The organism is Micromonospora sp. C51 (assembly GCF_018070435.1).
Classification (GTDB): Bacteria; Actinomycetota; Actinomycetes; order Mycobacteriales; family Micromonosporaceae; genus Micromonospora; species Micromonospora sediminimaris.
The window spans coordinates 77,546-103,098 of sequence record NZ_JAGPXQ010000012.1; the positions used below are offsets into that span (position 1 = coordinate 77,546).

Below are 25,553 nucleotides of genomic sequence, written 5' to 3' on the forward strand. Positions count from 1 at the left end.
GGTATCGCGCGGCAGACCACCAGCACCGCGATCCCGGTTTCAGTTACCCGGCCGGTCTGATCTGGCGGGTGATCGTCGTGTCGGTGATCTCGGCGTCCTTCGCCAGCAGCATCGCCTTGCTGAGGATCACCGCGAGCAGGCCGTCCCCCTCGAACGGGAGGAACTGCTGCTCCCCCGTCCGGCCCGCGCCCCGGTCCGGCACGATGCAGAGGTACTCGTCGTTCGGGCTCATCAGGATGTTGCCCGACCCCAAGTGGATCCGGTACGTGCGCAGGTCGCCGTCGACCACCAGGAAGCGGCCGTCGATGCGGGCCCGCTGGCCCACCGCCAGTCGGGGCAGCAGCCGGGCCAGCAACTCGCGCCGGGTCTCGGCGGTGGCGGACAACTCCCCGAAGCTGTACGACGACCAGTAGTCCCGGAAGCGGCCCTGCGGGCCGCCGTCCGACCAGGTTGGATCGTTGCCGACGCTGGCCACCCCGACGAAGAGGTCGACGTCCCGCATGATCTCGCTGAACACCAGCGGCGGGATCCGGTCCAGCGGTAGCGGATCCCCCGGCTGGGCGTCCGTCCACCGTGCCGCCGAGTAGCCGCCACCGGAGGCGTGCGACCAGTTCTGCGCGGCGGCGATCGGGTAGAAGCGCACCTGGTCGGTGACCAGCCGCAGATAGGATCCGCTGTCGGTGGTGTCGGTGTCCCACTCGTCGCCGATCCCCTCCACCCAGTATTCGGCCCGCAAGCCCCAGTCCGGCAGCTCGCGGAAGGTCGGCGGATAGGAGTCGTCGACCATCAACCGCAACCGGTCCGTCCAGCCCCGGGCTGCGGCCAGGGCGTGGAACTGGTGCTGCCGCAGGATGTGCCCGGCGAACCGGTTCGAGTACGTGCCGGTGGTCTCCTCGGCCGGCGTGAGCAGGTAGACCTCCCGATGTGCCTGCTTGAACGGCTGGACGATCCGGTGCCGTGCCAACCATTCCCGCCAACCGACCACCTCCGGCACCGGCCGACCGATCGGGTGCCAGATCCGCACCTCGGCGTCGTCGCCGCCGACCACCGTGGTGTCGTCCACGGTGCGCAGCGCGCCGTCGGCCCAACCGCAGGGCACCCCGTCGACAAGCCACAGCAACCGACGGGCCAGCGTGCCGACCAGCGGGTGATCCAGGTAGCGCTGCCGCCACTCGGCCAAGGTCCAGGTGCGCTGGGCCAGGAAGAGCCGGTCCAGCCGGGCCACCTGGGCGGTCAGCATGCCGGTGATCTCCTTGGCCAGGCCCTTCAGGTCGGCCAATTCCACCGCGTGATCCCGGCGTACCGCGGCCGGTGGGCTCTTCACCTGCCGGCCGGCCTCCGTGCGCCAGACCAGGGCGACGCTGGTGGACACGATCGACAACTCGGCCCGACAGCCGCCCAGGAGCACCTCGTGCCGCCCGACCCCGGTCAGGCCGTAGTCCGGAACGGCCAGTTCCTCGATCTCGTCCCGGCTGATGCCGAGGGCGTCGGCGCGAGCGTCGAGCGCCTTGTCGATCTCCTTGCGGGTGCCCTTGTAGGTGACCCGGGCCGACAGCCGGGCCAGCTGCGCCAGCGCCGGCTCGCCGTCGAGCCGCCCGAGCACCCCGACCGCCGCGTTCGCCACCTTCGGGCAGGCTGGCCCGACGCCGGGTAGCCGACGCAGCATCGCCTCGACCAGGCCGCCGACGCGGCGTACCTGTTCCGGTGTCGGTCCGGTCCGCTCGACCAGCCAGAGCAGGCCACGCAGCAGGTCGGCGTTGACCGAGGTCGGCTGCTGGTGGGGGGCGCGGGAGGCGGTGGCCAGCCACCGGTCGAAGAGCTGCCCGGCCTCCCCCAGGTCGACCTCGGCGAGCAGTCGGGTCGCCTCGGCCGACCAGCCCGCCGTCGGACGGGGCGTGGTGGCGGTGCTGGCGTGGGCGACCAGCTGCCGCCACGAGGTGTCGAGGGTGGGTAGCTCGGTGAGGATCTGCCGGGCCCAGGGGTCGTCCGGGTCGAGGCGTGGCCCGGCCACCTCGGCGATGAACTGCCGCAGCCGCTGGCTCTCGTCGGAGCGGTCGACCAGCACCTCCATCAGGTCGGCGGAGATCGGGCCGGTGGCGGCCAGGCCCCGGGCCACCGTCTCCAGCGCGGTCGGTGACAACGCGTACGGCTCCTCGACGGCGAACGCGGCGAGCTCCTGAAGTTGCCCCGGCGCCAGCTCGCTGGGCAGCCGGCGGGCCAGCTGGCCGATCAGGTCGCGCGGCGGCCAGAAGTGCTTACGGTCCTGCCGCAGGCGGGCTGCCATGGCCAGCACGAGAGGCGCCACGTCCGCCCGGGACAGCGTGCGCAGCGCGGCGCGTACCTCCGGATCGTCCCGGCAGATGCGGGCGTGCGTGTGGAGGTGGGCCGCCAGGCCACCCAGGTCGTTCGCGGCGACCAGCTCGCGGGCCAGGTCGGCGTGCCGGACGGTGTCGCTGGTGGCGGTCATCAGCCACCGACCAGCGGCACGAGCTTGAGGAAGGTGACCTCGGTGTCGCGACGCAGATCGACCTCGTCGTCCAGCTCCTCGATCTGCCGATCGCCGACCAGCACCACGAAACCGTTTCCGCGGAACGCCTGCTCGGCGAGGGCGATCTGCAGCTGCGGGTCGACGCGGCGCCGAGGCTGCTCGCCCCGGTCGCCGTTGAGGGCCCGTTCGGTCGAGGTGGGCTGCACCAGCAGCCGGCGTGGCTCCGGGCTGGCCGCGTTGTGCTCGGCCACCTCCTGGTGGATCCGTCGGCGGATCAGCTCACGAAGCGTCAACCGTTCCTCGAAGATCTGCAAGGCCCACGCGGGAGTCCGAGCACCCACAGTGCTCTCATCCACAAAGGTCACCGTCGCCATGCCGCGAGAGTCTAGGTAGGCCCTCCGACAGACCGGCCCGGCGTGGGCCGCGGCGGTCTACTCCAGGGCGAAGGTGGCCGACGCGCGTCCGGCCGTATCCGGTACCGCCTCCAGGTAGAGCAGGCCGTCGCGGTGGCGGACGTACTGGCCGGGGAAGTTCACCGACTCCAGGGACACCTTCGTCGCGTCGGCGAGCCCGGCCCTCCGGGTGAAGGTGGCGTCCTGCCGGAAGAGATTCGAGCCGTCGTTGCGTTCCACCCAGATCTGGTGGTTGCGGTGCCGTAGGAAGTAGCCGGGATAGTTGGTCGACTCCAGCGAGATCGCCGCGGAGTTCGACAGGCCGGCGACGATCCGGAACTGCGAGTCGGCCAGGTTTGTCACGTTCGGCTCCAGCCGGACCCGGAACTCCCAGTGCCGCAGGTAGCGATCGGGCAGGTCGTGGGCGCGCAGCCGGACCGGGGTCAGCCCGTCCGGCACCGGCACCCCGAAGTTCGGGGTGCCGTCGGCGTTCCAGTAGACCCGCTGGATCCGGGTCCGCCGGTTCGGGTCGTTGAGCGGGTCGTAGCCGTTGCCGAGGTACCGCTCGTAGTTGCGGGAGTGGTAGACGATCACGTCGCTGCCGTCCTCGGCGACGGTGAACGAGTTGTGCCCCGGACCGTACTGGCCGGTCCGGCTGTCGCTGGCCAGCACCGGTGTGGCCCGTTTGGTCCAGGACGCCGGGTTCAGCAGGTCGCTGTTGGCCGAGGCGGTGAGCAGCCCGACGGCGTAGCTGGCGTCGGTGGCGCTCGCCGAGTAGGTCATGAAGACCCGGCCGTTGCGGATCAGCACCGCCGGTCCCTCGTTCACCCGGTAACCCCGGGTCTCCCAGGCGTACGTCGGGGTGGCGATCAGAGTCGGGATGCCCGCGTACGTCCAGGGGTTGACGGCTCGGGCGAGGTAGATGTTCGAGTTGTTGCCGGCGTACTCCGCCCAGGCCAGGTAGCGCTGGCCGTGGTGCACGAAGGTGGTGGCGTCGAGGGAGAAACTGCTGCGCGCCGGCTGGAGTTGGCCACGCTCTGTCCACGGGCCGTCCAGCGGGTTCGCGGCGCTGCTCTCCAACACGTACGGCCGGATGGCCCAGATGTCGTCGGTGCGGCCGGCGGCGAAGTACACGTACCACCGGCCGTCGATGAAGTGGATCTCCGGGGCCCAGATGTGCGCGCCCATCTCGCCGCTGCTGTGCCGCCGCCAGATCACCCGCTCGGTCGCGGTGGCGAGCCCCTGGAGGGTGGTGGCGCGGCGCAGCACGATCCGGTCGTACTCCGGCACCGTCGCGGTGAGGTAGTAGTAGCCGTCGGTGTGCCGGTAGATGTGCGGATCGGCACGCTGCTCGGCCAACGGGTTGGTGAATGTGAGGGCGGCGGCCCGCGCCGGGGCGGCCGGCCCCGCCAAGGAGCTGATCGCCGCCATCACCAGGGCGGCGATCACCGCTGCCCAGCTGCGGTACGTGAGCTTCCGACGCGCCATCGCCTCCGCCCTCCCGTCGACCGCGAGCCGGCCATCCGGGACGGGCACGGTCCCCGTCCGACCGTGCCCGCCGTGCCCGCTCCTCATTGATAGCGTTAACATTTATCAACGTCAAGGCAATGACATGTATCTGAATCCTGGCCGTAACGCATTGACGGCGGCAAACGCCGTCGCCCGTCCGACCGCATCGAAGGGTTTGGGCATACGCGCGGGGCAGGACGGCCGAGCCGCACCGCCGACGCCGTGGCGGGCCGGCACCCGGCCCGTGACGGCAGGCCGCTCAGGCGGTCGCGCCGCCGTCGATGGCGATCGAAGCGCCGGTGATGTGCCGTCCGCCGTCGCCGACCAGGTGACTGACCGTGGCCGCCACGTCGGCCGGCGCCCCGTACCGACCGAGAGCGATGTGCGACCGCTGGGCGTGCGCGCCGACACTGTCCGCCGGGTTCATGTCGGTGTCGGTCGAGCCGGGCAGGATCAGGTTGACCGTGATCCCGCGCGGCCCGAGTTCCCGGGCCAGCGCCCGGGTCAGCCCGTTGACCGCACTCTTGGTCATCGCGTACGCGCTGACCCCGGGAGCCGGGACGCGGCTGGCGAAGCTGCTGCCGATGTTGACGATCCGGCCCCCGTCGCCCAGGTGGCGTACCGCCGCCTGGGTGGCCAGGTAGACCCCGCGTACGTTGACCGCGACAGCTCGATCGAGGTCGTCGAAGCTGACCGACTCGATCGGCCCGCCCGCGAACACCCCGGCGTTGTTCACCAGGATGTCCAGCCGCCCCAACTCGGCGACGGTCTGCTCCACGGCACCGACGACCGCCGTCGGATCCGCGCTGTCCGCACGGATCGGCAGGCCCGTACGCCCGTACGCCTCGATGTCGGCGAGCACGGATTTCGCGCCGTCCTCTGCGGCGCGGTAGGTGAATGCGACATCGATGCCGTCAGCGGCGAGCCGCCGCGCGACGGCGGCACCGATCCCCCGGCTGCCACCCGTGACCAGGGCGACCCTGGTGCCACATTGGACCGTCATGCCGATAATCCTGACAGTTCACTCAGGACAGCGGCGCGGTGGGGCCCTGGTCAGAAAGGATGAAACCGCTCGAAGGGCGGCTCGACCAACGACTCGGGCAGCCGGATGGCCCGGCAACGGGGCACCAGTTCCGCCGCCGGGTCGTCGCCGATGTTGCGCAGCGTTCCGCCAGCGAACGCTTCGGGCATCGCGGTCCAGCCCAGGTTCTTCTCGTAGTACCGCACAGCCGTACGAACCGACGGCGTCCAGTCGTCATCCAGCACGATCAACCCACCCGGCCGGACGATCTTGCGTAGGAAGTAGAGATCCACGAAGACCTCGTGAAAACGGTGGCTACCGTCCACGAACGCCGCGTCGACGACCAGACCGTCGGTGACGAGTTCCGGAAGCGCGATCGAGGACCATTCGCGCACCAGTTGCACGGTGGAGTCGAGACCGGCGGCACACAGCAGATCCCAGCCGACATTCGCGTACGCCGGCTCCTGAAAGGGATCGACAACGATGTGCCGGGGATGCGGCGGGTCGATCGTGACCAGCGCCTCCCCGATCGCGAGCGCAGAGCTGGCGTACGCGAGCCCGACCTCGACGACAGCCTCGACCCGAGAGGAGATCAACAGGTCACGGAGCAGGTCACAGTCCCGTTCCGGCAGGGTGACCGTCTCGAAGTCCCGCTCATGATCTCGCGTCCACGGCGGACCGTACTGCGCGAGCCGGCGGCGCACCCTGCGAACACGTGCTGCCCGGTCGTCATCCCGCATCCCGCCAGTCTGAACCAGCCTGGGCTCCCCCGCCGTGATCAGCTGCCGAGAAAGACAAAGGGCAGGTGCTCGATTTCCGAGAACCCGCCCATTCTCCTGCTTCGGTGGTGGAGCTGAGGGGATTTGAACCCCTGACCCCCTCGATGCGAACGAGGTGCGCTACCGGTCTGCGCCACAGCCCCTCCGCCGGTCAACCGGCGTCGGTCCCACCCGGCTTTCACCGGGCGGGCCGGCGACAAGGCTAACAGGTCGAGCGCTCCCGCCGCGAACCACCCCGCCCACCGGGCCTCGCGAGATCCGCCACTGCCGGCCACGCTATCGCCGTCGGCGATCCGTCCATGCCATCAGCAGTTTCCCCGATAATGCGGCCTTCGGCCCGGGTGAGGCAGCGTCTTCCCCGAACTTGTCGCCTCGCCCGAGCGAGGGGTCCGCGCGTGGGGTGGGTCAGGCGCTGTGGGAGCCGGGGCCGGCCTCGTAGGGGCGGCCACGCAGGCCACCGGCACGACGGTAGGACACCGAGCCGCCGCCGCTGGCTGCCTGCGGGAGGTCGGCGGGGCGGTCCAGGCCCATCGCGCTGCGCCGGACGGATTCCCGCTGGGCCGCCAGGCGGCGCTGCGCCTCCCGGCGGGCAGCCGCCCGGCGCGCCTGCTCCCGGCGTACCTCGGCCTGGCGGGCGGCCAGCCACGCGGCCTCGCGGGCCAGGGCCCGGCGTCGGCGACGGTCGGCCACCGCGCGGGCGCGCAGGTGTACGACGTACACGATCAGCAGGGTGGCGGTGACCGCGAAGCCGATCCAGAAGCCGGGGCCCACGACCAGCACGCCGACCAACTCGACGGCGTTGAGCAGCACCAGCGCGGCCAGCACCCGGCGGCGGCGGTAGATGGCCGGGGTGTGGTGGTGCCGCCGGTCGGGGCGGCGGCGGGACCGGCCCCCACCCGCCGGTACGGCGCGCAACCGGCTCGGCCGACCGGAACGTCGGGGCAGCGCGCGCCCGGCCGCCCCACCGCGCGCCGCCCCACCGCGCGTCGGGTCATCGCCGGAGCGGCCGTCACCTGCGTCACCAGTGGGACGTGAGCGCGGTACCCGGCCGGGCGCCTCACCCGAACGGGGCGGGGTGGGAACCGCGCGCCGCAGGGCGGGCGGGCCGGAGACCGGGGTGGCGAGTTCTCCCGAGTCGGGATTCTCGCTGAGCGTGATCACCAGGGCGCGGGACGGGTTGACCGGTCGCCGGCCGGGGACAGTGCGACGGCGTCGGCGGCGCTGGAGCACCCGCGCCGTCGACTGCGCCCGCTCCGCCACCAGCCGCTCGGCGGCGTCGTACCGGCGGACCAACGCCGGCGCGAGAGCGAGCAGCCCGGCGGCGGCGAGGACGGCGAGGAGCACCGAGGTCGGCACCCTCACCCCTCCCGTCACCAGATTCGGAGCAAGCGCCGACCGGCCGCAGGATCTTTCACCGATCGGCGTCGGCGACGTGAATCGTGCGGGGCGGGCAGCGCCTGCCGCAGCTTGCAGTTACCTGAGGTTACGGGTCACCGCCGCCGGAACCGCCGCGCCGCGCCGATCCCGCACGTGGGACGGCTCACGGGGTACGGGCGCGCAGCCGGTGCCACCGGGCCAGCAGGCCGCCCTCGGCGGCAATCTCCTCGCTGGTCATCGCGTAGCCGATGTGATCGCGCCAGGCGCCGTCGATGTGCATGTAGCGCGCATGGTACGCCTCCTCGCGGAAGCCCAGCTTCTCCACCACCCGGCGGGACGGCCGGTTCTCGGGGCGGATGTTGACCTCGATCCGGTGCAGACCGCCGGAGCCGAAGGCGTGGTCGACGGCCAGCGCCAGCGCGGTGGGGATGACGCCTCGGCCGGCGACCCGCCGGTCCACCCAGTAGCCGACGTACCCGGAGCAGAAGGCCCGGCGCACGATGTTGCCCACGTTGATGTGACCGACCAGCCGTTCCACGCCGTCGGACTGCAGGCAGACCGCGAACGGCATCCCCTCGCCGGTACGCGCCGAGCGTCGCTGGTCGCGATAGACCCAGCGGAACGTCGCCGGGGAGTTCAGGTCGTCCCAGTCACCGGGTAACGACGACTCCCAGGGGGCCAGCCACTCCCGGTTGGCCCGGCGCACCTGCGACCAGGCCGCCGCGTCCGACCGCCGGTACGGCCGCAGCAGCACCGGGCCGTCGGAGAGCACGGCTGGCCAGCCAGGCGCCCGTCGGAACACCGAACCTCCACTCCCGAGCGTCACCGGTGGTTCACCGGCGGCGGTCCAGCAGCAACACGTCGACGGTGGAGCCGGCGGCGGCGGCGGTCACCCGCTCGCCGAGAACGAGAAGTCCGTTCGCCTCTGCCAGGCCGGAGAGCGTGAACGGGCCGCCATTGAGCGGCTGAACAGTGTAACCCCCGCCACGCCGCTCAGCGACGTGCGCTGGCCGGAACTCGCGCAGCCCGGCCGGCGAGGAGACGGTCTCCAGCAGGTGCGCCCGTACGCTGGGACGGAAGACCGGCTCGGCGCCGGCCAGCAGATTGATCGCGGGCCGGGCCAACACCTCGAAGCCGATCATCGCGGCCCCCGGGTCGCCGGGCAGGCACACCACCGGCACCTCCTCGGCACCGACAGTGCCGAAACCGAGGGCGGTACCGGGATAGAGCGCCACGTCGGTGAAGGTGACCGGACCGGCGCGGCTGCCCTCCCGGCGCGACAGGATCCGACGGACCATGTCGCCCGGCCCGGTGCCGGTGCCGCCGGTCGTAATGATCAGGTCGGCTCGCAGGGTCTGGTCCTCCAGCAGCCCGCGCAGCCCCTCCGGGTCGTCGTCACAGATGCCCACCCGGTAGGCCAACGCCCCCACCTCCGCCGCCGCGGCGGTCAGGGCGTGTGAGTTGGCGTCCACGACCTGGCCGGGCTGGCTGGCCCGGCCCACGTCGACAAGTTCGTCGCCGGTGGCCACGATCACCACCCGCGGACTCGGACGCACCACCACATGGCCGATGCCGGTCGCGGCGAGCACCGCCACCAGGGCCGGCGAGACGTAGGTTCCGGAGCGGGCGAGCAGCGCGCCGGCGGCCACCTCCTCGCCCGTCCGACGGACCCCGTACCCCCGCTTCGGAACCCGGAAGATCTCCACCGCCGCCATGCCCTGGTCGGTCCACTCCACCGGGACGACCACGTCGGCGCCGATCGGCAGCGGCGCCCCGGCCGCCACCGAGAAACATGAGCCCGGGGTGAGTCGGACCGGCCGCCAGCTCGCCGCGCCGAGATCACCTACGACATTGAGCCGTACGGTGCGACCGCCCGGCCGACTGGACTGGGCCGGGACGTATCCCACGCCCCGGCCCCCGCCCGAGATGTCCTCCCAGCGCGCGGCGTACCCGTCGACGGCCGCCTGGTCGAAGGCCGGGAACGAGTGCGGGGCGACGACGTCCTCGGCGAGGACGTTGCCGTACGCCTGGGTGAGGTCGAGGTCGAGCGGAGGCAGCGCGCGCAACCTGCGCAGCACGCTGCCCAGGTAGTCGGCGAGCGGCGTCAACCCGTTTTCGGCCGCCTCGGCGTCGGCCGTCGCGGTCATGTATTCGGACCGCCCGACGCGTCGGAGTTGACGAACTCGGCCAGCCACTTGCGGAACTCGCTACCCAGGTCCTCGCGGTCGGCGGCGATCTGGACCACGGTCTGCAGGTAGCCCAGCGGCATGCCGGTGTCGTAGCGGATGCCGCGGTAGACGATCGCGTGCACCGGTGTGCCCTCGGTACGCAGGATCTCCATCGCATCGGTCAGTTGGATCTCACCGCCGCTGCCGGGCTGCGTCCGCCGGATGGCGTCGAAGATCTTGCCGGGCAGTACGTACCGGCCGAGCACGGCGAGGTTGCTCGGCGCGTCCTCCGGCTTCGGCTTCTCCACCATGCCGGTCACCTTCACGACCTCACCGATGTCGGTCAGCTCGGACTCGGCCGGCTCGACGGAGGCGATCCCGTACCGCTTCGTCTCCGCCGGGTCGACCTCGAAGAAGGCGAGCACCACCCCGCCCGTACGCGCCTGGAGTTCCAGCATCGCCGGCAGCAGCGGCTCGCTGAGGTTGACGAACTCGTCGCCGAGCAGCACCGCGAAGGGCTCGTTGCCGACGTGCGACTCGGCGTACCCGACGGCGTGCCCGAGACCCAACTGCTCCGGCTGGCGGCAGGTGTAGATGGACGCCAGTTCCTCGGTGCGCTTGACGGCGGCGAGCAGGTCGGGCTTTTCCGCGAGCCGTTCCTCCAGGTCGGGGCGGCGGTCGAAATGGTCCACCATCGACGTCTTGCCTCGACCGGTGATCAGCAGCACGTCACCGATGCCGGCCTGGGCGGCTTCTTCGACGATGTACTGCAACACCGGACGGTCGACCACCGGCAGCAGTTCCTTGGGCACGGCCTTGGTGGCCGGCAGGAACCGGGTGGCCAGGCCGGCGGCCGGGATGACGGCCTTGACGGCACGGGGACGGCCGGTGGCGGTGGCCGCTGAGGGGTTCGCTGAGTGCTCCGACATGTCGCGAGACTATCGGCCATGGCCCTGCCCCGGCGGGTGAGGACCAGAAGACGCGCCGCCCGCCGGACCGGTTCTGCCGGTGCCGATGATCCGCTGATCCGGCGGTTGGACCGCCGGTGGCCGGCCCGTCCGGACCGGCCTCAGGCCCACCCGACGGGTCGTCACCGACGCGTCCGGGCCCAGCCCGACGATCGTCGCCGCCAGGTCAGGACCCGGTCGACGGGTCGCTGGCGGCGACCGGCATGTCGGGACCCGCCCTGGGCAGTCCGTCGACGGGGCTGCGGGCCGCCGCCGGCACCGGTACCTCGCGGGTCGGCGACGGCTCCCGGGCCGGTGCCAGTCGCCAGGTGTCCCGGCTGGCGGTCTTCGCGGCGTACAACGCCTCGTCCGCCGCCGCCAACACCTGCGGTCCGGTGTCGCCGTGGTCGGGGAAGACGCCGATGCCGATGGAGACGGTCACCGGGATCAACTCGCGAACGCCGGCGTGCCCCACCGCCGTCACCGGGGTGTCGCGGACGGCCGCGCCGAGCCGCTCGGCGACGATGGTCGCGCCCCGGGCGTCGGTCTCCGGCAGCAGCACCACGAACTCCTCGCCGCCCCGGCGGAAGGCCAGGTCCACCTCGCGGATCTCACCGCGAACCCGGCAGGCGAACTCGGCAAGCACGGTGTCCCCGGCCGCGTGCCCGTACGTGTCGTTGACCCTCTTGAAGCGGTCCAGGTCGAGGGCGAGCACGCTGACCATGCGGCCGAACCGGCTGGCCCGTTCCACTTCCCGGCGCAGCGACTCCCGCAGGTACCGGTAGTTCCACAGCCCGGTCAGCGGGTCGGTGAGCGACAGTCGTTGCGCCTCCTCGTGTACGCGTACGTTGTCCACGGCGACCGCCGCGTGCCGGGCGAAGGTGCGCAGGGTGGTCAGGTCGTCGTCGTCGAACTCCTCTCCGCCGAGGCGGTCGTAGAGGGCCAGCACACCCAGCACCACCTCCGCCGGTCGACCCGACGCGTCGGCCACCGAGGCCACCCCCGGTACGTCGCCGGTCGCGTCGGGGGCGGCGAACGGCACCGCGATGTACGTCCGGCAGCGCGGCTCGTCCGGTGCGACGCCTGTCGGTTCCAGCCGACCCCGCCGGGGCTGACCGGTCGCGGCGACCGCGCCGACCACCCCGCTGCCCAGCGGCACCCGCATCGGCGCGACACCGGGCCCCCGGTCGTCGAGTCCCGCGCTGCACCGGGCGACGAGTTGCTCGCCCTGCTCGGTGAGCAGTACGGCACCGGCCCGGGCCCCGGTCGCGGCGAGCGCGCTGTGCAGGATCACCCGCAGGATCCGGGGCAGGTCATGGGTGCTGGCCAGGGTGTCGCCGAGTACGGCAAGGTGGCCGCGCAGCTGGTCCCGGCTGCTGGCCAACGCCGCCAGGTAGCCACCCGTCTCGCGAGTCATCCGATTGAAGGCGACGGCCAGCCGACCGATCTCGTCGCCGCTGCGTACCGGCACCCGGGCGGTGAGATCGCCGGTGGCGACCCGGTCCGCCGCACCGGCGAGTTCCACAAGCGGCCGGGTGGTGACCCGGGCCAGCCGCCAGGCCACGGCCACCCCCAGCAGGGCAGCCATCAGCACCACGGTGACCAGCACCGCGTGCAGGCCGGGCGGCTGGTCGCTGGGCACCGAGAGCACGAGGGGCAGCGGCTGCCCGGCGGTCGGGCCGGCACGGCGCACGTACCGACCATCGGTGGTGCCGGTGACATGCTCGTCGCGCAGGGAGGCCGCAGCGGCGAGCACCGCGTCCCGACCGGTGCCGGACTCGGTGGTGTGGGCCACCTGGATGGGGGCGAGCCCGTCGAGCAGGGTCACCGCCACCCCGGTCACCGCGGCGAGCCGCGCGACGAAGGCGGGATCGATCGGAAGGGCGGCGGCGACCGTACCCAGTGCCGAGCCGGCGGCGTCACGCAGCTGCACCCGCACCACGAGGGCGCTCACCGGTCCGCCGGGCGCGGTCTGCGCCGTGCAGTCCCGCCAGGGTGCCGGGGGCGGGTCGGGGGTGGCGTAGCTGACCCGGCCGGTCACGTCGGTGACGAGCACCGCGGTGGCCAGGCCCCGACTCACCACCTGAGCGGCGGTTCCCGCGTGGTCGGCGGTGACGGCGACCGCGTCGGCGGCGGCGCGTAGCTGCTGGCAGAGGGCGTCGATCGAGGTACGGACGGCCGTGGCGGCCACCGCCAGCCGCTCGGTGGCACGGCTGCGGTCGACCGCCGCTACGGTGGAGGCGACGAAGACGGCACCGAGCAGGACCGGGCCGAGCGCCACCGCCAGGAAGGCTGCGGTCAACCGCCCGCGTAGCGTCAACGCTTCCCCTTCCCCCCGGAAGTTGCGCGACCGTTGCTTGCGATGCTGACACAGAGCGACGGCGAGACGAGCGTTGCGTGAGGAGTGTTGCGTGCCGGAATTTGCTGAAGGAGCGGAAGTGGCGCATGACGCGAAGCGCGTCGCGCGAGTCGGGCTGCTCGCGCGACGCCGCGCCCGCACCGAAGACGAACGCACGGCCGCTGCGGCGCGCGTCCAGGCCGAGCTGATCTCCCTGGTACGCCGGCTGCGGCCGGGCCGGGTGGCCGCGTACGCCCCGGTCGGCGGGGAACCGGGTGGGCCGGACCTGCCGACGCTGCTCGCCGACGCGCTGCCCGCCGGGGCGGATCTGCTGCTGCCGGTGCTCCGCGACGATCTCGACCTGGACTGGGCCGCCTGGGACGGGCCGCAGGCGATGGTCGCCGCCGGCCGGGGCATCCGCGAGCCGGCCGGGCACCGGCTGGGCGTCGCGGCCGTCGCCACCGCCGACCTGGTGGTGGTGCCGGCGCTGGCGGTGGACCGACGGGGGATCCGCCTGGGTCGCGGCGGCGGGTCGTACGACCGCGCCCTGGCACGGGTGCCGGCGACCGTCCTCACGGTGACGCCGCTGCACGACGGCGAGTTGCTTGCCGAGTTGCCGGCCGAGCCGCACGACCAGCCGGTACGGGCGGTGATCACGCCGGCCCACGGCCTGCTGACCCTCCCAGGTGTCGTGCCCCACACTTCCGCTGGACGAATCGGGGGGCGATGACGCACCATTGGCACTCGAATACGTCGAGTGCCAACCGGCCGTGCCAGATCCGGAGGAGAACGTGCCCACGTACCAGTACGCCTGCACCGCGTGCGGTCACCAGCTCGAGGCGGTGCAGTCCTTCTCTGACGAGCCGCTGACCGACTGCCCGGCGTGCGAGGGACGACTGCGCAAGCTGTTCAACTCGGTCGGCATCGTCTTCAAGGGCTCGGGTTTCTACCGCACCGACTCCCGCTCCTCCGCCTCGGAGACCACGTCGAACGGTTCCAGCGGCAAGTCGGAGTCGTCCTCCGGCTCGAACTCGTCGAGCTCCCCGTCGAACGGTTCCGGCTCGTCCGGTTCCGGCTCGTCCGGTTCCAGCTCGTCCGGTTCCGGCAACGGGTCGTCCGGGGCTTCCTCGGGTGGATCCTCCGGCGGCGCGAGCAAGGCGACTGCCACGGCCAGCCCCTCCTGACCGATCGGCGTGCCCTGGCCGCAGGGCTCGCCGCATGGCCATCCGGCAGGGGCACCGCTGCCGGGCAGCATGGCTGTTGGTCCGGCGCGCGGCCGAGGGCGTCATCCTGCACGGCGGCGGACGGGCTCAATCCCAGTGTGGCGGGCGCTCGGCGAGCAGCCAGTCGTCGTGGCCGCCAGCCCGCTCGCCCCACCCGTGGTCGGTGTCGTCTGCGGTCTGCTCCGGCAGCACCACGAAGTCGTCGGTCAACTCGACCGCGCGATCATCGTCGCCCCGCCCGTCGGGTTCGCGAATGCTCACGAACGGCAAGGCTAACGCAGCCGCGGTACTGAAGATCCGAGCAACTTCGGCGATAGTGCTGGGTCTCAGTCGCGGGAGACAGCACTATCACCGAAGTTGTCGAGTCGATCGCTGCGGGCGCGGCCTGACGGTGCGGCGATGAGGTGGTTGGTAGCGTCGGACGGCGTGACGATGCCCCGACCCGGTCCGGATCCAGACGATCCGTGGCGCCGGCCCGACTCCGGCGACGGGTCCTCCGGCCCTCCGGCGGAGCGTGTCCCGGCACCGACCGACGCCAGTCAGCCTCCGTCCCCGAATCCGTCCGTACCCGGTCCGGTTGCCGGGGCGACCGGCCTGAATCCGACCAGCGGCACAGGCCCCGAGGACGGCGGTGGTCTGACCGGCACCACCAACCCAACTCACACCCCGGCCCCGGGCACCCCAAGCCCGAGCCACGGCCTGAACCCGAGCGGCACCCCAGCCCCGAACGGCACCCCAGCCCCGAGCGGCACCTCAGCCCCGAGCGGCGGCCTGAGCCCCGCCGGCACCCCAAGCCCGGGCCCTGGGCAGGTCGTCTCGGGCGGCTACACCGGGCCGCCACCCACCACCGCGCCGCCGCCCGGATGGCGGCCCCCGGTGCACCTGCAAGCGGCACCGCCCCGCCAGCTACCGGCGCAGGACATGATCAGCCTGGACGCACAGGAGCAGCGGGCGCAGCGGGTCACCTGGACCGTCGGCGCGGTCGCCGGAGCCGTCCTGGTGGTGCTGACCTGCCTGCTCTGCACCCGGCTGCTGTTCTGACCGGTCTCGATGGCTACGTGCTCGTCGCTGCCGTGGACGGCCTACTCGTAGGTGTTGCCCCAGACCATCTCGGAACCGGAGTGACCGCTGAGCCAGACGTAGACGAGGGCTGCGACGCCCAGGCCCAGCACCACGACCGACAGCACCGCCGGCACCCAGCCGGGCAGCTTCGGCACCCGGGGGTGGTTGCTGGTGGCGACCAGCAGCAGGATGACCACCAGACCGAGCCCCAACGTCACGCGGAACAGCACTTCGCCGTGTGCCGCATGCTCGTTGATCTTGTCGAGGATCTCGCCGGAGAACCCCCGCTCGATCTGCCGGGCCTGTAGCGCCGCACCGGACCTCGTGGCGACCCACGCGGTGACCGGGGCGACCACCGCCAGGGCCGCCACCGCCCAGTCCAGCCGGGCGCGGAACCGGGGCAGCACGATGTACGCGAGGGCGAGCAGCACCAGCAGCGGCACGAACACGACGACCGCGTGCACCACCAGTACGTGTAGGGGCAGTCCCAGCGCCTTCTCGAACATCGGCACCTCCGAGGGTGATCGTGGGTGTCAGCGTACGGGCCCATGCTTGATCCGCCCAACGCCCTGTTGCTCCACACGCAGGCCCGACCCGACCGGTTCAGGTCGGTCGGCGTGGCACCCTTGACTGGTGGATCCCGTTGACGTCGGCCTGTTCGGTCCCGGTTCGGTCACCTGGAAGCTGCACCAGGAGCCCATCCTGTTCGTCGCCGGTCTGCGTTCCCTCTACCTTCAGGCGTTGCATCCACGGGCGATGGCCGGAGTGGCGCAGAACAGCAACTACCGTCAGGACGCCTGGGGACGTCTGATCCGCACCGCCGACTACGTGGGCACCATCGTCTACGGCACCACGGACGAGGCAGAGCGGGCCGGACAGCGGCTACGCCGGCTGCACGCCCGGATGACCGCGGTCGATCCGGCCACCGGCGAGCGGTTCCGGATCGACGAGCCGGACCTGCTCCGCTGGGTGCACGTCACCGAGGTGGAGTCGTTCCTCGACACCGCGCGGCGGGCCGGCGTACCGCTGGACGCCGACGAGGTGGACCGCTACTACACCGAGCAGCGACGGGCCGCTGCTCTCGTCGGGCTGGTGCCGGAGACCGTGCCCGGCACCGCCGCCGAGGTGGCCGACTACTACCAGCGGATCCGACCCGAGCTGCGGATGACCCGCGAGGCCGCCGAGACCGCCCTGTTCCTGACCGCTCCACCCCTGCCGTGGAAGCTCAGCCTGCCGGCCCGGATCGGATTGAATCTCGGCCCGCCCCGGTGGGCGTACCTGGGCATCGCCGGCACTGCGCTCGCCCTGCTGCCACCGTGGGCACGACGGCTGTACGGCGGACTGGGCCTGCCCACCACCGCGTTGTCGGCCGACGTGACCGTACGCGCGCTGCGGCTCGCTCTCACCGCCCTGCCCCGCGACTGGCGGGAGGGCCCGATGCAGCGCGCGGCCAAGGAACGCGCGGCGCGACTCATCGCCGCCTCCAGCGCCACCTGACCCACCGCCACCTGACCGTTCAGGTCGAACGGCCGACGCGGGTCAGTCCTCCTCGGTTGCCGGCCCGGCGAAGCGTTCCACGGCGGCCCACGGCTCTTTGCCCGGTAGGGCGGCGCCCGTCGGGCACGTGCGCCGATAGTCACACCAGGCGCAGCGCGGGCCGGGGGCGGTCGGAAAGGCGTCGTCCGGATCAGCGCCGTCGGCGACGGAGCGTTCGGCGGCCATGATGTCGCGGGCGGTTTCCTCAGCGCGGGTCACCTGCCGCGCCAGCGACTCGGCACTGTGCTCGTGTGCGGCGACGGTGCCGCTCGGCAGGTGGTGCAACTCGACCCGGCGGCAGGGGCGGCGGAACACCCGCTCGGCCGCGTACGCGTACAGCGCGAGCGCCTGCGAGCCGCGCGCGTCGTCGCCGTCCAGCCCGGCGCGGCCGGTCTTGTAGTCGACGATGACCAGCTCGGGCCCGTGCGGACCGGGCCGCGAGTCGATCCGGTCGGCGCGGCCGTTGAAGGCGAGCACCCCGGTTTTCACCGCCACCACCCGCTCCACCCCGATCGGCTCTTCGGCCGGATCGAGCCCACCGACGTACGCCTCCAGCCAGCCGAGCGCCCGCCGGTAGGCCTCGCGCTCCTGCTCGTCGTCGCGGTAGCCCTCGCGTACCCAGGTGCCCTTGAGCAGGGTCGGCAGCGCCTCCGGACGGCGTCGGTCAGCGGGCAGCGCATACCAGTTCTTCAGGGCGGTGTGCACGCTGGCGCCGAGCGAGTTGTGCGCCCAGGGCGGCCCCTTCGGCGGCGCCGGACGATCAACGTAGGAGTAGCGGTATCGCCGTGGACAGTCGGCGTACGCGCCGAGGCGGCTCGGCGTGCAGACGAACAGTCGCTCCGGCATGCCCTCGAAGCCGAGTTGCTCGGGCTGCGCGTCACGGGGCCGGGGCGCACGGCCACCGGCGGCCGGGCGTCCGGTTGGGGAGCTTCGTCGCACGACCTGATCCTGCCATCCACCCCCGACAGACCGGGCGAGCCGGTCAGCCGGCGCCGTTGTACTGGGCCACGAACGCCGCGATCGCGTCCGCGATGAGCTGTACGGCGATCGCCGCCAGCAACAGGCCGGCGATCCGGGTGAGCACCTCGATCCCGCCCGGACGCAGCACCTTCACGATGCCGCCGGAGAATCGCAGCACGATCCAGACGGTGAGCATCACCGCGACGATGGCGGCGGCGATCGCGGCGACGTCGCCCGCTCCGTCGGCCCGCTGGACGAAGAGCATCGTCGCCACGATCGCGCCGGGCCCGGCCAGCAGCGGCGTACCCAGCGGCACCAGGGCGATATTGGCGGTGGCCTGTTTGGTCGGGTCGTCGGTCTTACCGGTCAGCAGTTCCAGCGCCACCAGGATCAGCAGCAGCCCACCGGCCGCCTGCAACGCCGGCAGGTCGACGTGCAGGTAGGCGAGCAGGGTCTGACCCGCCACCGCGAAGATCACGATCACGCCCAGCGCCAGCGCGACCGCCTGCCAGGCGGCCCGGTTACGCTCCCGCGCGGACAGCGGACCGGTCAACGCCAGGAAGATCGGCATCATGCCGGGCGGGTCGACGATCACCAGCAGGGTCACGAAGACCTCGCCGAAGAGCTTGAGATCCACCCGGTCACCGTAGCCGTGCCGGTCGGCGTCGAAACCCAGGTCAGCCCGAAGCGACCTCGGTCACCCCGGAGGCGGCGGCGACGATCCGTTCGTACGCGTCGACGCCGGTGGTGAAGGCGCCGAGCCGTACCGTCTTGTGACTGCCGTGGAAGTCCGACGAACCGGTCACCAACAGGCCCAGTTCGGCGGCGAGACCGCGTACGTGGGCCCGCTCGGCGGGTGAATGGTCCTCGTGGTCGGCCTCCAGGCCGACCAGCCCCGCCGCCGCCAGTTCGGCGATCAGCTCGTCCGGCACGATCCGGCCGCGCCGACTGGCCCGGGGATGGGCGAACACCGCCACGCCGCCGGCCGCCCGGATCAGCCGTACGGCCCGAAACACGTCGATATCCTCCTTGGGCAGCCGGTACCGCTCCCCCAGCCAGTCCGGCCCGAACGCCTCAGTGGTGGTGGCGACCAGGCCGGCCCGGATGAGCGCCTGGGCGATGTGCGGCCGGCCCACCGTCCCGCCGCCGGCCAGGGCCAGGATCTCCGGCCAGTCGACATCGATGCCGTCAGCACGCAGCAGGTCCACCATCCGCTCTCCCCGGGCCAGCCGTGCGGCCCGCACCCGGGTCAGCTCGGCGACCAGTTCCGGGTGCTCCGGATCGAAGAGGTACGCCAGCAGGTGCAGCGGCACCGGGGGCTGCTCGCCGTCCCATCGGCAGGAAAGCTCCGCGCCGCGGACCAGCCGCAGCCCGGGTGGCAGGGCACGCAGCGCCGGCTCCCAGCCGTCGGTGGTGTCGTGGTCCGTGATCGCCACCACGTCCAGTCCCGCCGCGGCGGCGGCGCGCATCAGCTCGGCCGGGTCGAGCGTGCCGTCGCTGGCCGTGGAATGCGTGTGCAGGTCGATCCGCGAGGTCATCGCCCGTCGTCACCGGATGCCCGGTCAGCCACCGCTCACCACCACCGGTAGCTCACCGGCGGGGAGGCCGGGCAGGGCGGTCGGCACGGCGGGACGGCCTTCGGTGACCCGATCGACGGCCACCCGCACCAGGCCGCCGGCGGCGTCGGCGTAGTAGGCCGTGTCGGGCGTACTCCAGACCACGGTGCCGGTCATCGGCGGACCGGCGGACCGTACCCCGGTGGACGTGTCGAGCCTGGTCAGGTCCACCAGCAGCGCCGAGTCCTCGCCTGCCGACCGACCGTTGACCAGCAGCCAGCGCCCGTCCGGCGACACCGCACCCCGGCCGTCGCCGGCCGACTCCGGCCCACAGTCCGGCTTGCCCGGCCCGAGATCCGGGGCCGGGTCGAGCAGGGTCAGGCAGGCGGTTGGCCCGGCGCTCGGGGTGATCTCACCGACCAGGCGTCCGTCGGGCAGCGCACCGAAGATGTGGGTACTGGCCCGGTCGGCGCCCTGGGCCAGTGGGCCGGGCCGCAGTGACCACAGCACGTGGCCGGGGCGGTCAGGCGACAACCTGACCAGCACGGCACCGTTGACGAACCGCAGCGGCACCGCCTCGGCCGGCGCCTCGGCCCGTACGGTGCTGGCGAGTTCACCGTTGACGATCCCGGCTGCCGCCAGCACCGTGCCCTGTTTCCAGGCGACCTGCCGGCCGTCTGTGTCCAGGACGATCTCGTCGGCACCGGCCAGCAGCACCTGCGCGGTGCCGTCCGCAGCCACCGCCCACAGGAACCGCCCGGCCAGGGTCGGTGCCCCGACGGCCAACCAGCCACGGCCGTCGGTGAGTCGATGTGCCCGTTCCACCTTGCCGGTGCCCAGCAGCGCCACCCGCCGGCCCTGCGCGGTGGCGATCGATCCGTCAATCAGCAGGTCGACCTCGGCGAGCGGGGGCGCGGTGTCCGGCCCGGGCGGCGGGATGGTGCGATCGACGAGCGGCCGTTGATCCGGGTCTCCGATCACCACCGTGCCGCCCGTCGGCGGCCGGTTGTCGCGCAGTTGCAGGCTGCCGGCACTGACCGCAACGATCGCCAGTACGGCCAGACCCATGCCGGTCATGGTCCGGCGGCGCTGAATGCGGTTGGCCCGTCGGATCACCGCACCGGCTGGATCGGCGGCGACCGCACGCGTTACGGCTGCCCGGCGGGACAACATCTCCCGGAGGGCACCTTCCAGGTCATTGGGCGGCACGTCCAATGAACGATCCGGGAACCGGCTCTGGTTGTCATGAGCTGGTGGTCTGCGCTTCACCGTCGCTCTCCGACCAGCGCCGTTCCGGGCCGGCCGGCACTCTCCGGTTGCGGATTTCCGCTGCCGGTCCGGTTACCCGGCTGCTCGACCCGCCCCACCGTCCCGGTCGGCTGCGCAGCCTGCTCCGACCTGCCGGTCGACCGCGCGGTCGGCTCCGACTGGCGGGGCGACCGCGCCGTCGGCTCCGACCTGCCGATTGGCTGCTCGGCGCGCTCCGGCCTGCCCGCGCGGGAGCCGAAGGTCTCCTCCGCGCCGATCTGTCGACGCAGCGTGGCCAGTGCCCGGGAGGTCTGACTCTTCACGGTGCCCGGCGAGATCTCCAGCATGGCGGCGGTTTGCGCCTCCGACATGTCCTCGTAGAAACGCAGCACCAGCACCGCACGCTGCCGGGCGGGCAGCGCCCGCAGGTGCCGCCAGAGCACGTCCCGGTCCAGCTGGCGTTCGATCTCGTCGGTGGCGGCCTGTTCGGGCAGCACCTCGGTCGGACGCTCACCGTGCCAGCGACGCCGCCACCAACTCGTCGAGGTGTTGACCATGACACGTCGGGCATAGGGCTCGATTGCCTCGATCCCACCCAGCCGCTTCCACGCCAGGTAGGTCTTGGTCAGCGCGGTCTGGAGAAGATCCTCCGCCGTGCCCCAGTCCCCGGTGAGCAGGTACGCGGTACGCAGCAGGGCGCCGGAGCGGGCCGCGACGAAGTCGCGAAACTCCTCTTCCAGCGGGTTGCTGCTGGCCACACGCCACCTCCGTGCCTGATCCTGCCGCAGCCTGCCACAGCGTGACCAGCGGGTCGAGGACGGAAGGTGCGCAATATCTCCGATGTTCGGTCAGGAAGTTTCAGGCGCCGTCGTCGGCCTTCGCCTCGTCCTGCTCCTTGCCCAACCGGGCCTCGACAGCCTGCGGCTCGTACATCTCCTCGACGACGCGCAGATAGAGCTCGTTGGGGTTGGGCAGGTTCTTGACCTCGCGTAGCGCCTGCTCCTGACCGGCGGACTCCAGCACGAAGGTGCCGTAGTTGAATGCCCGACCCGCTGGCGTCTGCTCGTACTTCATGTCGGTCACCCGGACCAGCGGCATCATCGCCACTCGCCGGGTGATGATCCCGTTGACCACCATGACCCGTTTGTTGGTCAGGATGAAGCGGTCGTACCACCAGTCGGCGACCCGCCACGCCACCCAGCCCATCACCGCGAACCAGAGCAGCACCGCGATCGTGGTGAGCGCACCGACGTCCTGACCGGCGAGGAAGCCGGATAGGTAGCCGAGCACGAAGGTGGCGGCGATGCCGACGATGATCGGGGTGACGAGGTGGACCCAGTGCCGCTTCCACTCGCCCCGGTACCGCTCGGTCGGGAACAGGTATCGCGCGACCAGCGAGCTGGGCTCGTCCTCCAGCGGCAACACCCGGCGGGGGGTGGCACCGCTGGCATCGGCACGCAGGCCAGCCAGTTCCTCTTCGGAGATCTCCGGAGGCGGATAACCGGCCTCCGGATCGCGTACCCAGGCCCGACCCGACCGCCCCTCGCCGGCGTACCCCGGACCGTCGCCATAGCCGGCGTCGTCGGAGAAGGACGGACCGTCGGAGAGGCGAGGGCCGGAGCCGTAGCCCGGCCCCTCGTCCGGATCGATTCGGGGGATCGGCTCTGTGTCGCGTTCCCGGCGGGCCCGGTCGGGATCGTCGGGATCGAAGGGTGGGCCGGAGGGGCTTCCCATCGGAGGCTAGGCGACCAGTGAGGTGAAGAAGTCGCCGAAGCCCTGGGCGATGTCCATGATGCCGCCACCCAGCGACTTGAACACGTCCGCGGCGGAATTTGGCCGGTAGGCGACGAAGAAGATCAAGAATGCGATTCCGGCCCAGGTGAGGACCTTCTTGACCATGGCGGGCCATCCTCTCGCGCGGCGCCGGGTCCCATTACCGCAGCGGCACCCAGAGTATCAGCGTGGTGTCTTACCGTGAATATCTGCGTCCGTTCTCCGACATTCCGGGAGACTTGTCAAGCCTTCCCGTGCAGGTACGGAGATGGGGCGCCGTACACGAGCTCGGGCGGCGTCCACTCGACCAGGTCGTGCAGCAGCACGTCCTCCGCGAGCAGATGCCCCGCACTCGCCGGCCAGGCTATCGCATAGAGCCACATTCCCCGAGCCTCGCCGGCGTACGCGCTTCGATCCGGCAGTGAGTTCACCAACCACAGTGGAGTCGGGTGACCGGCCACCCTGATCCCGGCGCGTCCGACATGGCCGGGATGCCCCGGGCCCGGGTCGGTCAGCGCCTCGGCAAGTTCCGGTCCGGCATCCGGGCCGGGCACCCCGGCGAATCGCGTGCCCAGTCCCACGCCGGGCTCCTCGGCCACGAAGACCAGGTCCGCCGGCCCACCGCCCAACGGGGCGGGTCCGGCGCAGGCGACCGCCGTGGCGCGTACCCCGAGCCGGTCGTCGCCGGCCCACGCCACGCCCGTGGTGGTCCAACCCGGAGGCAGCGGCCATGGACACCACAGCGGAACCGAGGGCTGCTGCGGCTGGGCGGCGGCCTGGATGTGTTCCACCACGCTGGCCACGATCTCGGCACCGATGTGCTCGGGCACGTGCAGGGGGGCCACCGGTCCGCAGTCGGGGCAGCGGGATTCCGGATGCATGAGATCCGGTGCCCGGACCGACCCGCCGCATCTAGGACAACTCACCGCAACCGTCACCACTCCACCGTCACCTCCTGGCCGCCACCCGTCAAGCCGAGCGCCCGCATTGCCCCCAACCCACTGGCCCCCACCTCCCGCATCCCCGCCTCCCGCATCCCCGCTCGATCATGAAGTTGTCATCCCTCCCCTCGGCGTGTCGCGACAACAACGTCATGATCGACCGCAGACGAGGGTGGTGGATGCGGGGGTGGGTGGGCTGTTAGGTGGGGGGTGGGGTGGCATGGGTACGGATCCAGGTGTGCATGGCGATTCCGCTCGCCACCCCGGCGTTGATCGAGCGGGTCGAGCCGTACTGGGCGATGGAGAAGATCTCGTCGCACGCGGAGTGCGCGGCCTCGGAGAGTCCCGGACCCTCCTGACCGAACAGTAGGACGCACCGCCGCGGCAGCGTGGCGGTTTCCAGTGGACGACAGCCGGGCAGGTTGTCGATGCCGACCAGTGGCAGCCCGCGCTCCGCCGCCCAGACGATCAACTGATCGATCGTCTCGTGGTGGCGTACGTGCTGGTAGCGGTCGGTGACCATCGCGCCGCGGCGGTTCCAGCGCCGCCGGCCCACGATGTGCACCTCGGCCGCGAGAAACGCGTTGGCGTTGCGGACCACCGTCCCGATGTTCAGGTCGTGCTGCCAGTTCTCGATCGCCACGTGGAAGTCGTGCCGCCGCCGATCCAGGTCGGCGACGATCGCCTCGCGCCGCCAGTAGCGGTACCGGTCGACCACGTTGCGCCGATCCCCCGCAGCGAGCAGTTCCGGGTCGTAGCGGGGGTCCTCCGGCAGGTCACCTGGCCAGGGACCCACGCCCACGTCGAGCTGCTCACCGGTCACGGTCACGCAGGTTACGCCCAGCAGCGCGGGCCACACCCCGCCGCCCGGCCATCGAGCGACACACCGGTCAGCGCAGGGCGAGGGCGCCGCCGAGCCGGTCGAGGAAACGGCGGTCGGCGGGCGCCAGCAGGCCGCCGGGCACCGCCGAGGAGGCGGTACGACAGACGCGGGCGGCCACTGACTGCACCCACTGCCGGTAGGCCGCCGAGTCGGCGGGATCGGCATGACGGTCCAGTACCCGCACGACGGCCCGGCAGGCGGCGAGCACGTCCACCCGCTCGGCGAGCTGGGCCGCTGGTGGGGATGGGCCGTCGTGCCGAGCGTAGATCGCGGCCACCACCGCCCGGACCAGATCACTGTCGAAGGCCCGCCCGGCCGCCATCGCGTCCAGTCCGGCCAGGCCAGCCGCCACGCCCCGATGCGGACGCCCCGGGCCGGGCCGGGCAGCGGCCACGATCACCCGCCCGGGCAGACTGGTGAGCAGGTCCCACTCGGTTGCGGAGTAGGCGGTGGCGGTGGTGATTCGCTCGCTCATGGCGGGACCTCCGGCGCCAGCATATGCGCCCGGACCGGGAGCCGAACCCCTACGCCGGGAACCCGCTGCGGCGCGCCGCCGTGCCCCCACCGGCCGGGCGAGACGAGCCCGACCCTCAGACGAAACCACCCGCGTACGGGTCAGCGGGGCTCGGGAAAGCTCGGCCGCTCGGGGTCGACACCGTCGGGTACGGCTGCCGCCGCGTACTCGCGCTTGGGGACCATCACCTTGCGCCGGAAGACGCAGACCAGCGTGCCGTCCTGGTTGTAGCCGCGAGTCTCCACCGCCACCACGCCACGATCCGGCTTGGAGGCGGACTCCCGCTTGTCCAGCACCGTGGTCTCGCCGTAGATCGTGTCGCCGTGGAAGGTGGGGGCGACGTGCCGCAGCGATTCGATCTCCAGATTCGCGATGGCCTTGCCGCTGACGTCGGGCACCGACATGCCGAGCAGGAGGGAGTAGATGTAGTTGCCGACCACGACGTTGCGCTTGAACTGACTTGCCGTCTCGGCGTAGTGCGCGTCCAGGTGCAGCGGATGATGGTTCATGGTGAGCAGGCAGAACAGGTGGTCGTCGTACTCGGTGACCGTCTTGCCCGGCCAGTGCCGGTAGACCGCGCCGACCTCGAACTCCTCGTAGTAGCGGCCGAACTGCATCCTGGTCTCCTTCGACGGAGGCGGCGGAGTTCGGCACAGCATGCCTTATCGAGGGTTAAGGCGAGCCGCGGGGCGGGACAGGCATCGGAATGTCACACCGGCCGGCACCGGGACGGCTGCTCGATCAGCGTTGTGCGGGCGGAGCCGGCGCGCGTCGACCGAGGCCGGACGCAATGAGCGGCGGGGCCCTCCCCGGCACCCGCCGCCCACGCTCTGATGCC

Annotated in this window: 26 protein-coding genes, 1 tRNA gene and 1 pseudogene; 3 read left to right on the plus strand and 25 right to left on the minus strand. The window is 72.0% G+C overall.

Going from position 1 to position 25,553, the window contains the following annotated elements:
• Positions 1-43 precede the first annotated feature (43 nt).
• The 11 genes and pseudogenes from KBX50_RS15365 to KBX50_RS15415 all read right to left on the minus strand — a co-directional run bounded on the left by KBX50_RS15365 (position 44) and on the right by KBX50_RS15415 (position 13,001).
• Positions 44-2,467 carry a DUF4132 domain-containing protein gene (locus tag KBX50_RS15365; protein WP_210937711.1) on the minus strand — a complete coding sequence of 808 codons (2,424 nt, stop codon included), beginning with the start codon at positions 2,465-2,467 and terminating at the stop codon, positions 44-46.
• Positions 2,467-2,862, minus strand: a complete 396-nt coding sequence (locus tag KBX50_RS15370; RefSeq protein WP_247673759.1) for a hypothetical protein — start codon at positions 2,860-2,862, stop codon at positions 2,467-2,469. The genes KBX50_RS15365 and KBX50_RS15370 overlap by 1 nt, the downstream gene beginning before the upstream one ends.
• A gap of 57 nt (positions 2,863-2,919) precedes the next feature.
• Positions 2,920-4,368 (minus strand): family 43 glycosylhydrolase, encoded by a 1,449-nt coding sequence (locus KBX50_RS15375; protein WP_247673760.1) that lies wholly within the window; start codon positions 4,366-4,368, stop codon positions 2,920-2,922.
• 280 nt (positions 4,369-4,648) lie between these two features.
• Positions 4,649-5,392 carry an SDR family oxidoreductase gene (locus tag KBX50_RS15380; protein WP_210937712.1) on the minus strand — a complete coding sequence of 248 codons (744 nt, stop codon included), beginning with the start codon at positions 5,390-5,392 and terminating at the stop codon, positions 4,649-4,651.
• A 50-nt stretch (positions 5,393-5,442) separates the two neighbouring features.
• Positions 5,443-6,150, minus strand: a complete 708-nt coding sequence (locus KBX50_RS15385; RefSeq protein ID WP_210937713.1) for a class I SAM-dependent methyltransferase — start codon at positions 6,148-6,150, stop codon at positions 5,443-5,445.
• 105 nt (positions 6,151-6,255) lie between these two features.
• Positions 6,256-6,332: transfer RNA gene (locus KBX50_RS15390), tRNA-Ala, on the minus strand.
• Positions 6,333-6,594: 262 nt separating this feature from the next.
• Positions 6,595-7,551, minus strand: a complete 957-nt coding sequence (locus KBX50_RS15395) for a hypothetical protein (protein ID WP_374224640.1) — start codon at positions 7,549-7,551, stop codon at positions 6,595-6,597.
• A 178-nt stretch (positions 7,552-7,729) separates the two neighbouring features.
• Complete coding sequence (locus tag KBX50_RS15400) at positions 7,730-8,338, minus strand: GNAT family N-acetyltransferase (protein WP_210937768.1); 609 nt, start codon at positions 8,336-8,338, stop codon at positions 7,730-7,732.
• A gap of 61 nt (positions 8,339-8,399) precedes the next feature.
• A complete protein-coding gene (gene glp / locus KBX50_RS15405) occupies positions 8,400-9,713 on the minus strand; it encodes a gephyrin-like molybdotransferase Glp (RefSeq protein WP_093408287.1) in 1,314 nt (437 codons plus the stop codon).
• Positions 9,710-10,663, minus strand: coding sequence for a UTP--glucose-1-phosphate uridylyltransferase (locus KBX50_RS15410; RefSeq protein WP_210937715.1), 954 nt, complete (start codon positions 10,661-10,663; stop codon positions 9,710-9,712). Before KBX50_RS15410 ends, glp begins: the two co-directional genes overlap by 4 nt.
• Before the next feature lie 9 nt (positions 10,664-10,672).
• Positions 10,673-13,001 (minus strand): annotated as a pseudogene (locus tag KBX50_RS15415) (diguanylate cyclase).
• A gap of 91 nt (positions 13,002-13,092) precedes the next feature.
• Between KBX50_RS15415 and KBX50_RS15420 the strand changes: the two are divergent.
• The gene (locus KBX50_RS15420; protein ID WP_210937717.1) at positions 13,093-13,749 is read left to right on the plus strand and encodes a 5-formyltetrahydrofolate cyclo-ligase; all 657 of its coding nucleotides are present in this window, start codon (positions 13,093-13,095) and stop codon (positions 13,747-13,749) included.
• A 216-nt stretch (positions 13,750-13,965) separates the two neighbouring features.
• On the opposite strand, the gene KBX50_RS33615 is transcribed toward KBX50_RS15420, so the two are convergent.
• Together KBX50_RS33615 and KBX50_RS15430 are read right to left on the minus strand one after the other, a co-directional pair.
• Complete coding sequence (locus KBX50_RS33615) at positions 13,966-14,187, minus strand: hypothetical protein (RefSeq protein WP_307870967.1); 222 nt, start codon at positions 14,185-14,187, stop codon at positions 13,966-13,968.
• Positions 14,188-14,329: 142 nt separating this feature from the next.
• Entirely contained in the window at positions 14,330-14,512 is a 183-nt protein-coding gene (locus KBX50_RS15430; protein WP_374224641.1) for a hypothetical protein, read from the minus strand.
• 606 nt (positions 14,513-15,118) lie between these two features.
• On the opposite strand from KBX50_RS15430, the gene KBX50_RS32855 reads away from it, so the two are divergent.
• On the plus strand, positions 15,119-15,283 hold the full coding sequence (locus KBX50_RS32855) for a hypothetical protein (protein WP_247673762.1): 165 nt from the start codon (positions 15,119-15,121) through the stop codon (positions 15,281-15,283).
• Positions 15,284-15,324: 41 nt separating this feature from the next.
• Here the strand turns inward: KBX50_RS32855 and KBX50_RS15440 are convergent, their stop codons facing one another.
• Complete coding sequence (locus KBX50_RS15440) at positions 15,325-15,810, minus strand: DUF2231 domain-containing protein (RefSeq protein ID WP_210937719.1); 486 nt, start codon at positions 15,808-15,810, stop codon at positions 15,325-15,327.
• Between the two features lie 127 nt (positions 15,811-15,937).
• On the opposite strand from KBX50_RS15440, the gene KBX50_RS15445 reads away from it, so the two are divergent.
• On the plus strand, positions 15,938-16,801 hold the full coding sequence (locus KBX50_RS15445; protein WP_210937720.1) for an oxygenase MpaB family protein: 864 nt from the start codon (positions 15,938-15,940) through the stop codon (positions 16,799-16,801).
• A gap of 42 nt (positions 16,802-16,843) precedes the next feature.
• Here KBX50_RS15445 and KBX50_RS15450 read toward each other — a convergent pair whose 3' ends face one another.
• The 11 genes from KBX50_RS15450 to KBX50_RS15500 all read right to left on the minus strand — a co-directional run bounded on the left by KBX50_RS15450 (position 16,844) and on the right by KBX50_RS15500 (position 25,332).
• Positions 16,844-17,686, minus strand: a complete 843-nt coding sequence (locus KBX50_RS15450; protein ID WP_247673787.1) for a PD-(D/E)XK nuclease family protein — start codon at positions 17,684-17,686, stop codon at positions 16,844-16,846.
• 136 nt (positions 17,687-17,822) lie between these two features.
• Positions 17,823-18,437 (minus strand): MarC family protein, encoded by a 615-nt coding sequence (locus KBX50_RS15455; protein ID WP_210937722.1) that lies wholly within the window; start codon positions 18,435-18,437, stop codon positions 17,823-17,825.
• A 40-nt stretch (positions 18,438-18,477) separates the two neighbouring features.
• Positions 18,478-19,338, minus strand: coding sequence for a PHP domain-containing protein (locus KBX50_RS15460; protein WP_210937723.1), 861 nt, complete (start codon positions 19,336-19,338; stop codon positions 18,478-18,480).
• A gap of 24 nt (positions 19,339-19,362) precedes the next feature.
• Entirely contained in the window at positions 19,363-20,565 is a 1,203-nt protein-coding gene (locus KBX50_RS15465; protein WP_210937724.1) for a hypothetical protein, read from the minus strand.
• A 56-nt stretch (positions 20,566-20,621) separates the two neighbouring features.
• Positions 20,622-21,362, minus strand: coding sequence for a SigE family RNA polymerase sigma factor (locus KBX50_RS15470; RefSeq protein ID WP_210937725.1), 741 nt, complete (start codon positions 21,360-21,362; stop codon positions 20,622-20,624).
• A gap of 100 nt (positions 21,363-21,462) precedes the next feature.
• Complete coding sequence (locus KBX50_RS15475; RefSeq protein ID WP_210937726.1) at positions 21,463-22,338, minus strand: PH domain-containing protein; 876 nt, start codon at positions 22,336-22,338, stop codon at positions 21,463-21,465.
• Between the two features lie 6 nt (positions 22,339-22,344).
• Positions 22,345-22,503, minus strand: a complete 159-nt coding sequence (locus KBX50_RS15480) for a hypothetical protein (protein WP_007455302.1) — start codon at positions 22,501-22,503, stop codon at positions 22,345-22,347.
• Between the two features lie 116 nt (positions 22,504-22,619).
• On the minus strand, positions 22,620-23,318 hold the full coding sequence (locus KBX50_RS15485; RefSeq protein WP_374224642.1) for a DUF6758 family protein: 699 nt from the start codon (positions 23,316-23,318) through the stop codon (positions 22,620-22,622).
• 199 nt (positions 23,319-23,517) lie between these two features.
• Positions 23,518-24,141 carry an RNA methyltransferase gene (locus KBX50_RS15490; RefSeq protein WP_210937728.1) on the minus strand — a complete coding sequence of 208 codons (624 nt, stop codon included), beginning with the start codon at positions 24,139-24,141 and terminating at the stop codon, positions 23,518-23,520.
• 67 nt (positions 24,142-24,208) lie between these two features.
• Positions 24,209-24,676 carry a hypothetical protein gene (locus KBX50_RS15495; protein WP_210937729.1) on the minus strand — a complete coding sequence of 156 codons (468 nt, stop codon included), beginning with the start codon at positions 24,674-24,676 and terminating at the stop codon, positions 24,209-24,211.
• Between the two features lie 140 nt (positions 24,677-24,816).
• Positions 24,817-25,332, minus strand: a complete 516-nt coding sequence (locus tag KBX50_RS15500; protein ID WP_210937730.1) for a MaoC family dehydratase — start codon at positions 25,330-25,332, stop codon at positions 24,817-24,819.
• Between the last annotated feature and the right edge of the window lie 221 nt (positions 25,333-25,553).

Bases quoted from the DNA above. Each gene is read 5' to 3' on its own strand.
- KBX50_RS15410 (WP_210937715.1), bottom strand. From the start codon at position 10,663: ATGTCGGAGCACTCAGCGAACCCCTCAGCGGCCACCGCCACCGGCCGT.
- KBX50_RS15385 (WP_210937713.1), bottom strand. From the start codon at position 6,150: ATGCGGGATGACGACCGGGCAGCACGTGTTCGCAGGGTGCGCCGCCGG.
- KBX50_RS15500 (WP_210937730.1), bottom strand. From the start codon at position 25,332: ATGCAGTTCGGCCGCTACTACGAGGAGTTCGAGGTCGGCGCGGTCTAC.
- KBX50_RS15375 (WP_247673760.1), bottom strand. From the start codon at position 4,368: ATGGCGCGTCGGAAGCTCACGTACCGCAGCTGGGCAGCGGTGATCGCC.
- KBX50_RS15380 (WP_210937712.1), bottom strand. From the start codon at position 5,392: ATGACGGTCCAATGTGGCACCAGGGTCGCCCTGGTCACGGGTGGCAGC.
- KBX50_RS15475 (WP_210937726.1), bottom strand. From the start codon at position 22,338: ATGGGAAGCCCCTCCGGCCCACCCTTCGATCCCGACGATCCCGACCGG.
- KBX50_RS15370 (WP_247673759.1), bottom strand. From the start codon at position 2,862: ATGGCGACGGTGACCTTTGTGGATGAGAGCACTGTGGGTGCTCGGACT.
- KBX50_RS15440 (WP_210937719.1), bottom strand. From the start codon at position 15,810: ATGTTCGAGAAGGCGCTGGGACTGCCCCTACACGTACTGGTGGTGCAC.
- KBX50_RS15480 (WP_007455302.1), bottom strand. From the start codon at position 22,503: ATGGTCAAGAAGGTCCTCACCTGGGCCGGAATCGCATTCTTGATCTTC.
- KBX50_RS15450 (WP_247673787.1), bottom strand. From the start codon at position 17,686: ATGCCGGAGCGACTGTTCGTCTGCACGCCGAGCCGCCTCGGCGCGTAC.
- KBX50_RS15495 (WP_210937729.1), bottom strand. From the start codon at position 24,676: ATGAGCGAGCGAATCACCACCGCCACCGCCTACTCCGCAACCGAGTGG.
- glp (WP_093408287.1), bottom strand. From the start codon at position 9,713: ATGACCGCGACGGCCGACGCCGAGGCGGCCGAAAACGGGTTGACGCCG.
- KBX50_RS15460 (WP_210937723.1), bottom strand. From the start codon at position 19,338: ATGACCTCGCGGATCGACCTGCACACGCATTCCACGGCCAGCGACGGC.
- KBX50_RS15365 (WP_210937711.1), bottom strand. From the start codon at position 2,467: ATGACCGCCACCAGCGACACCGTCCGGCACGCCGACCTGGCCCGCGAG.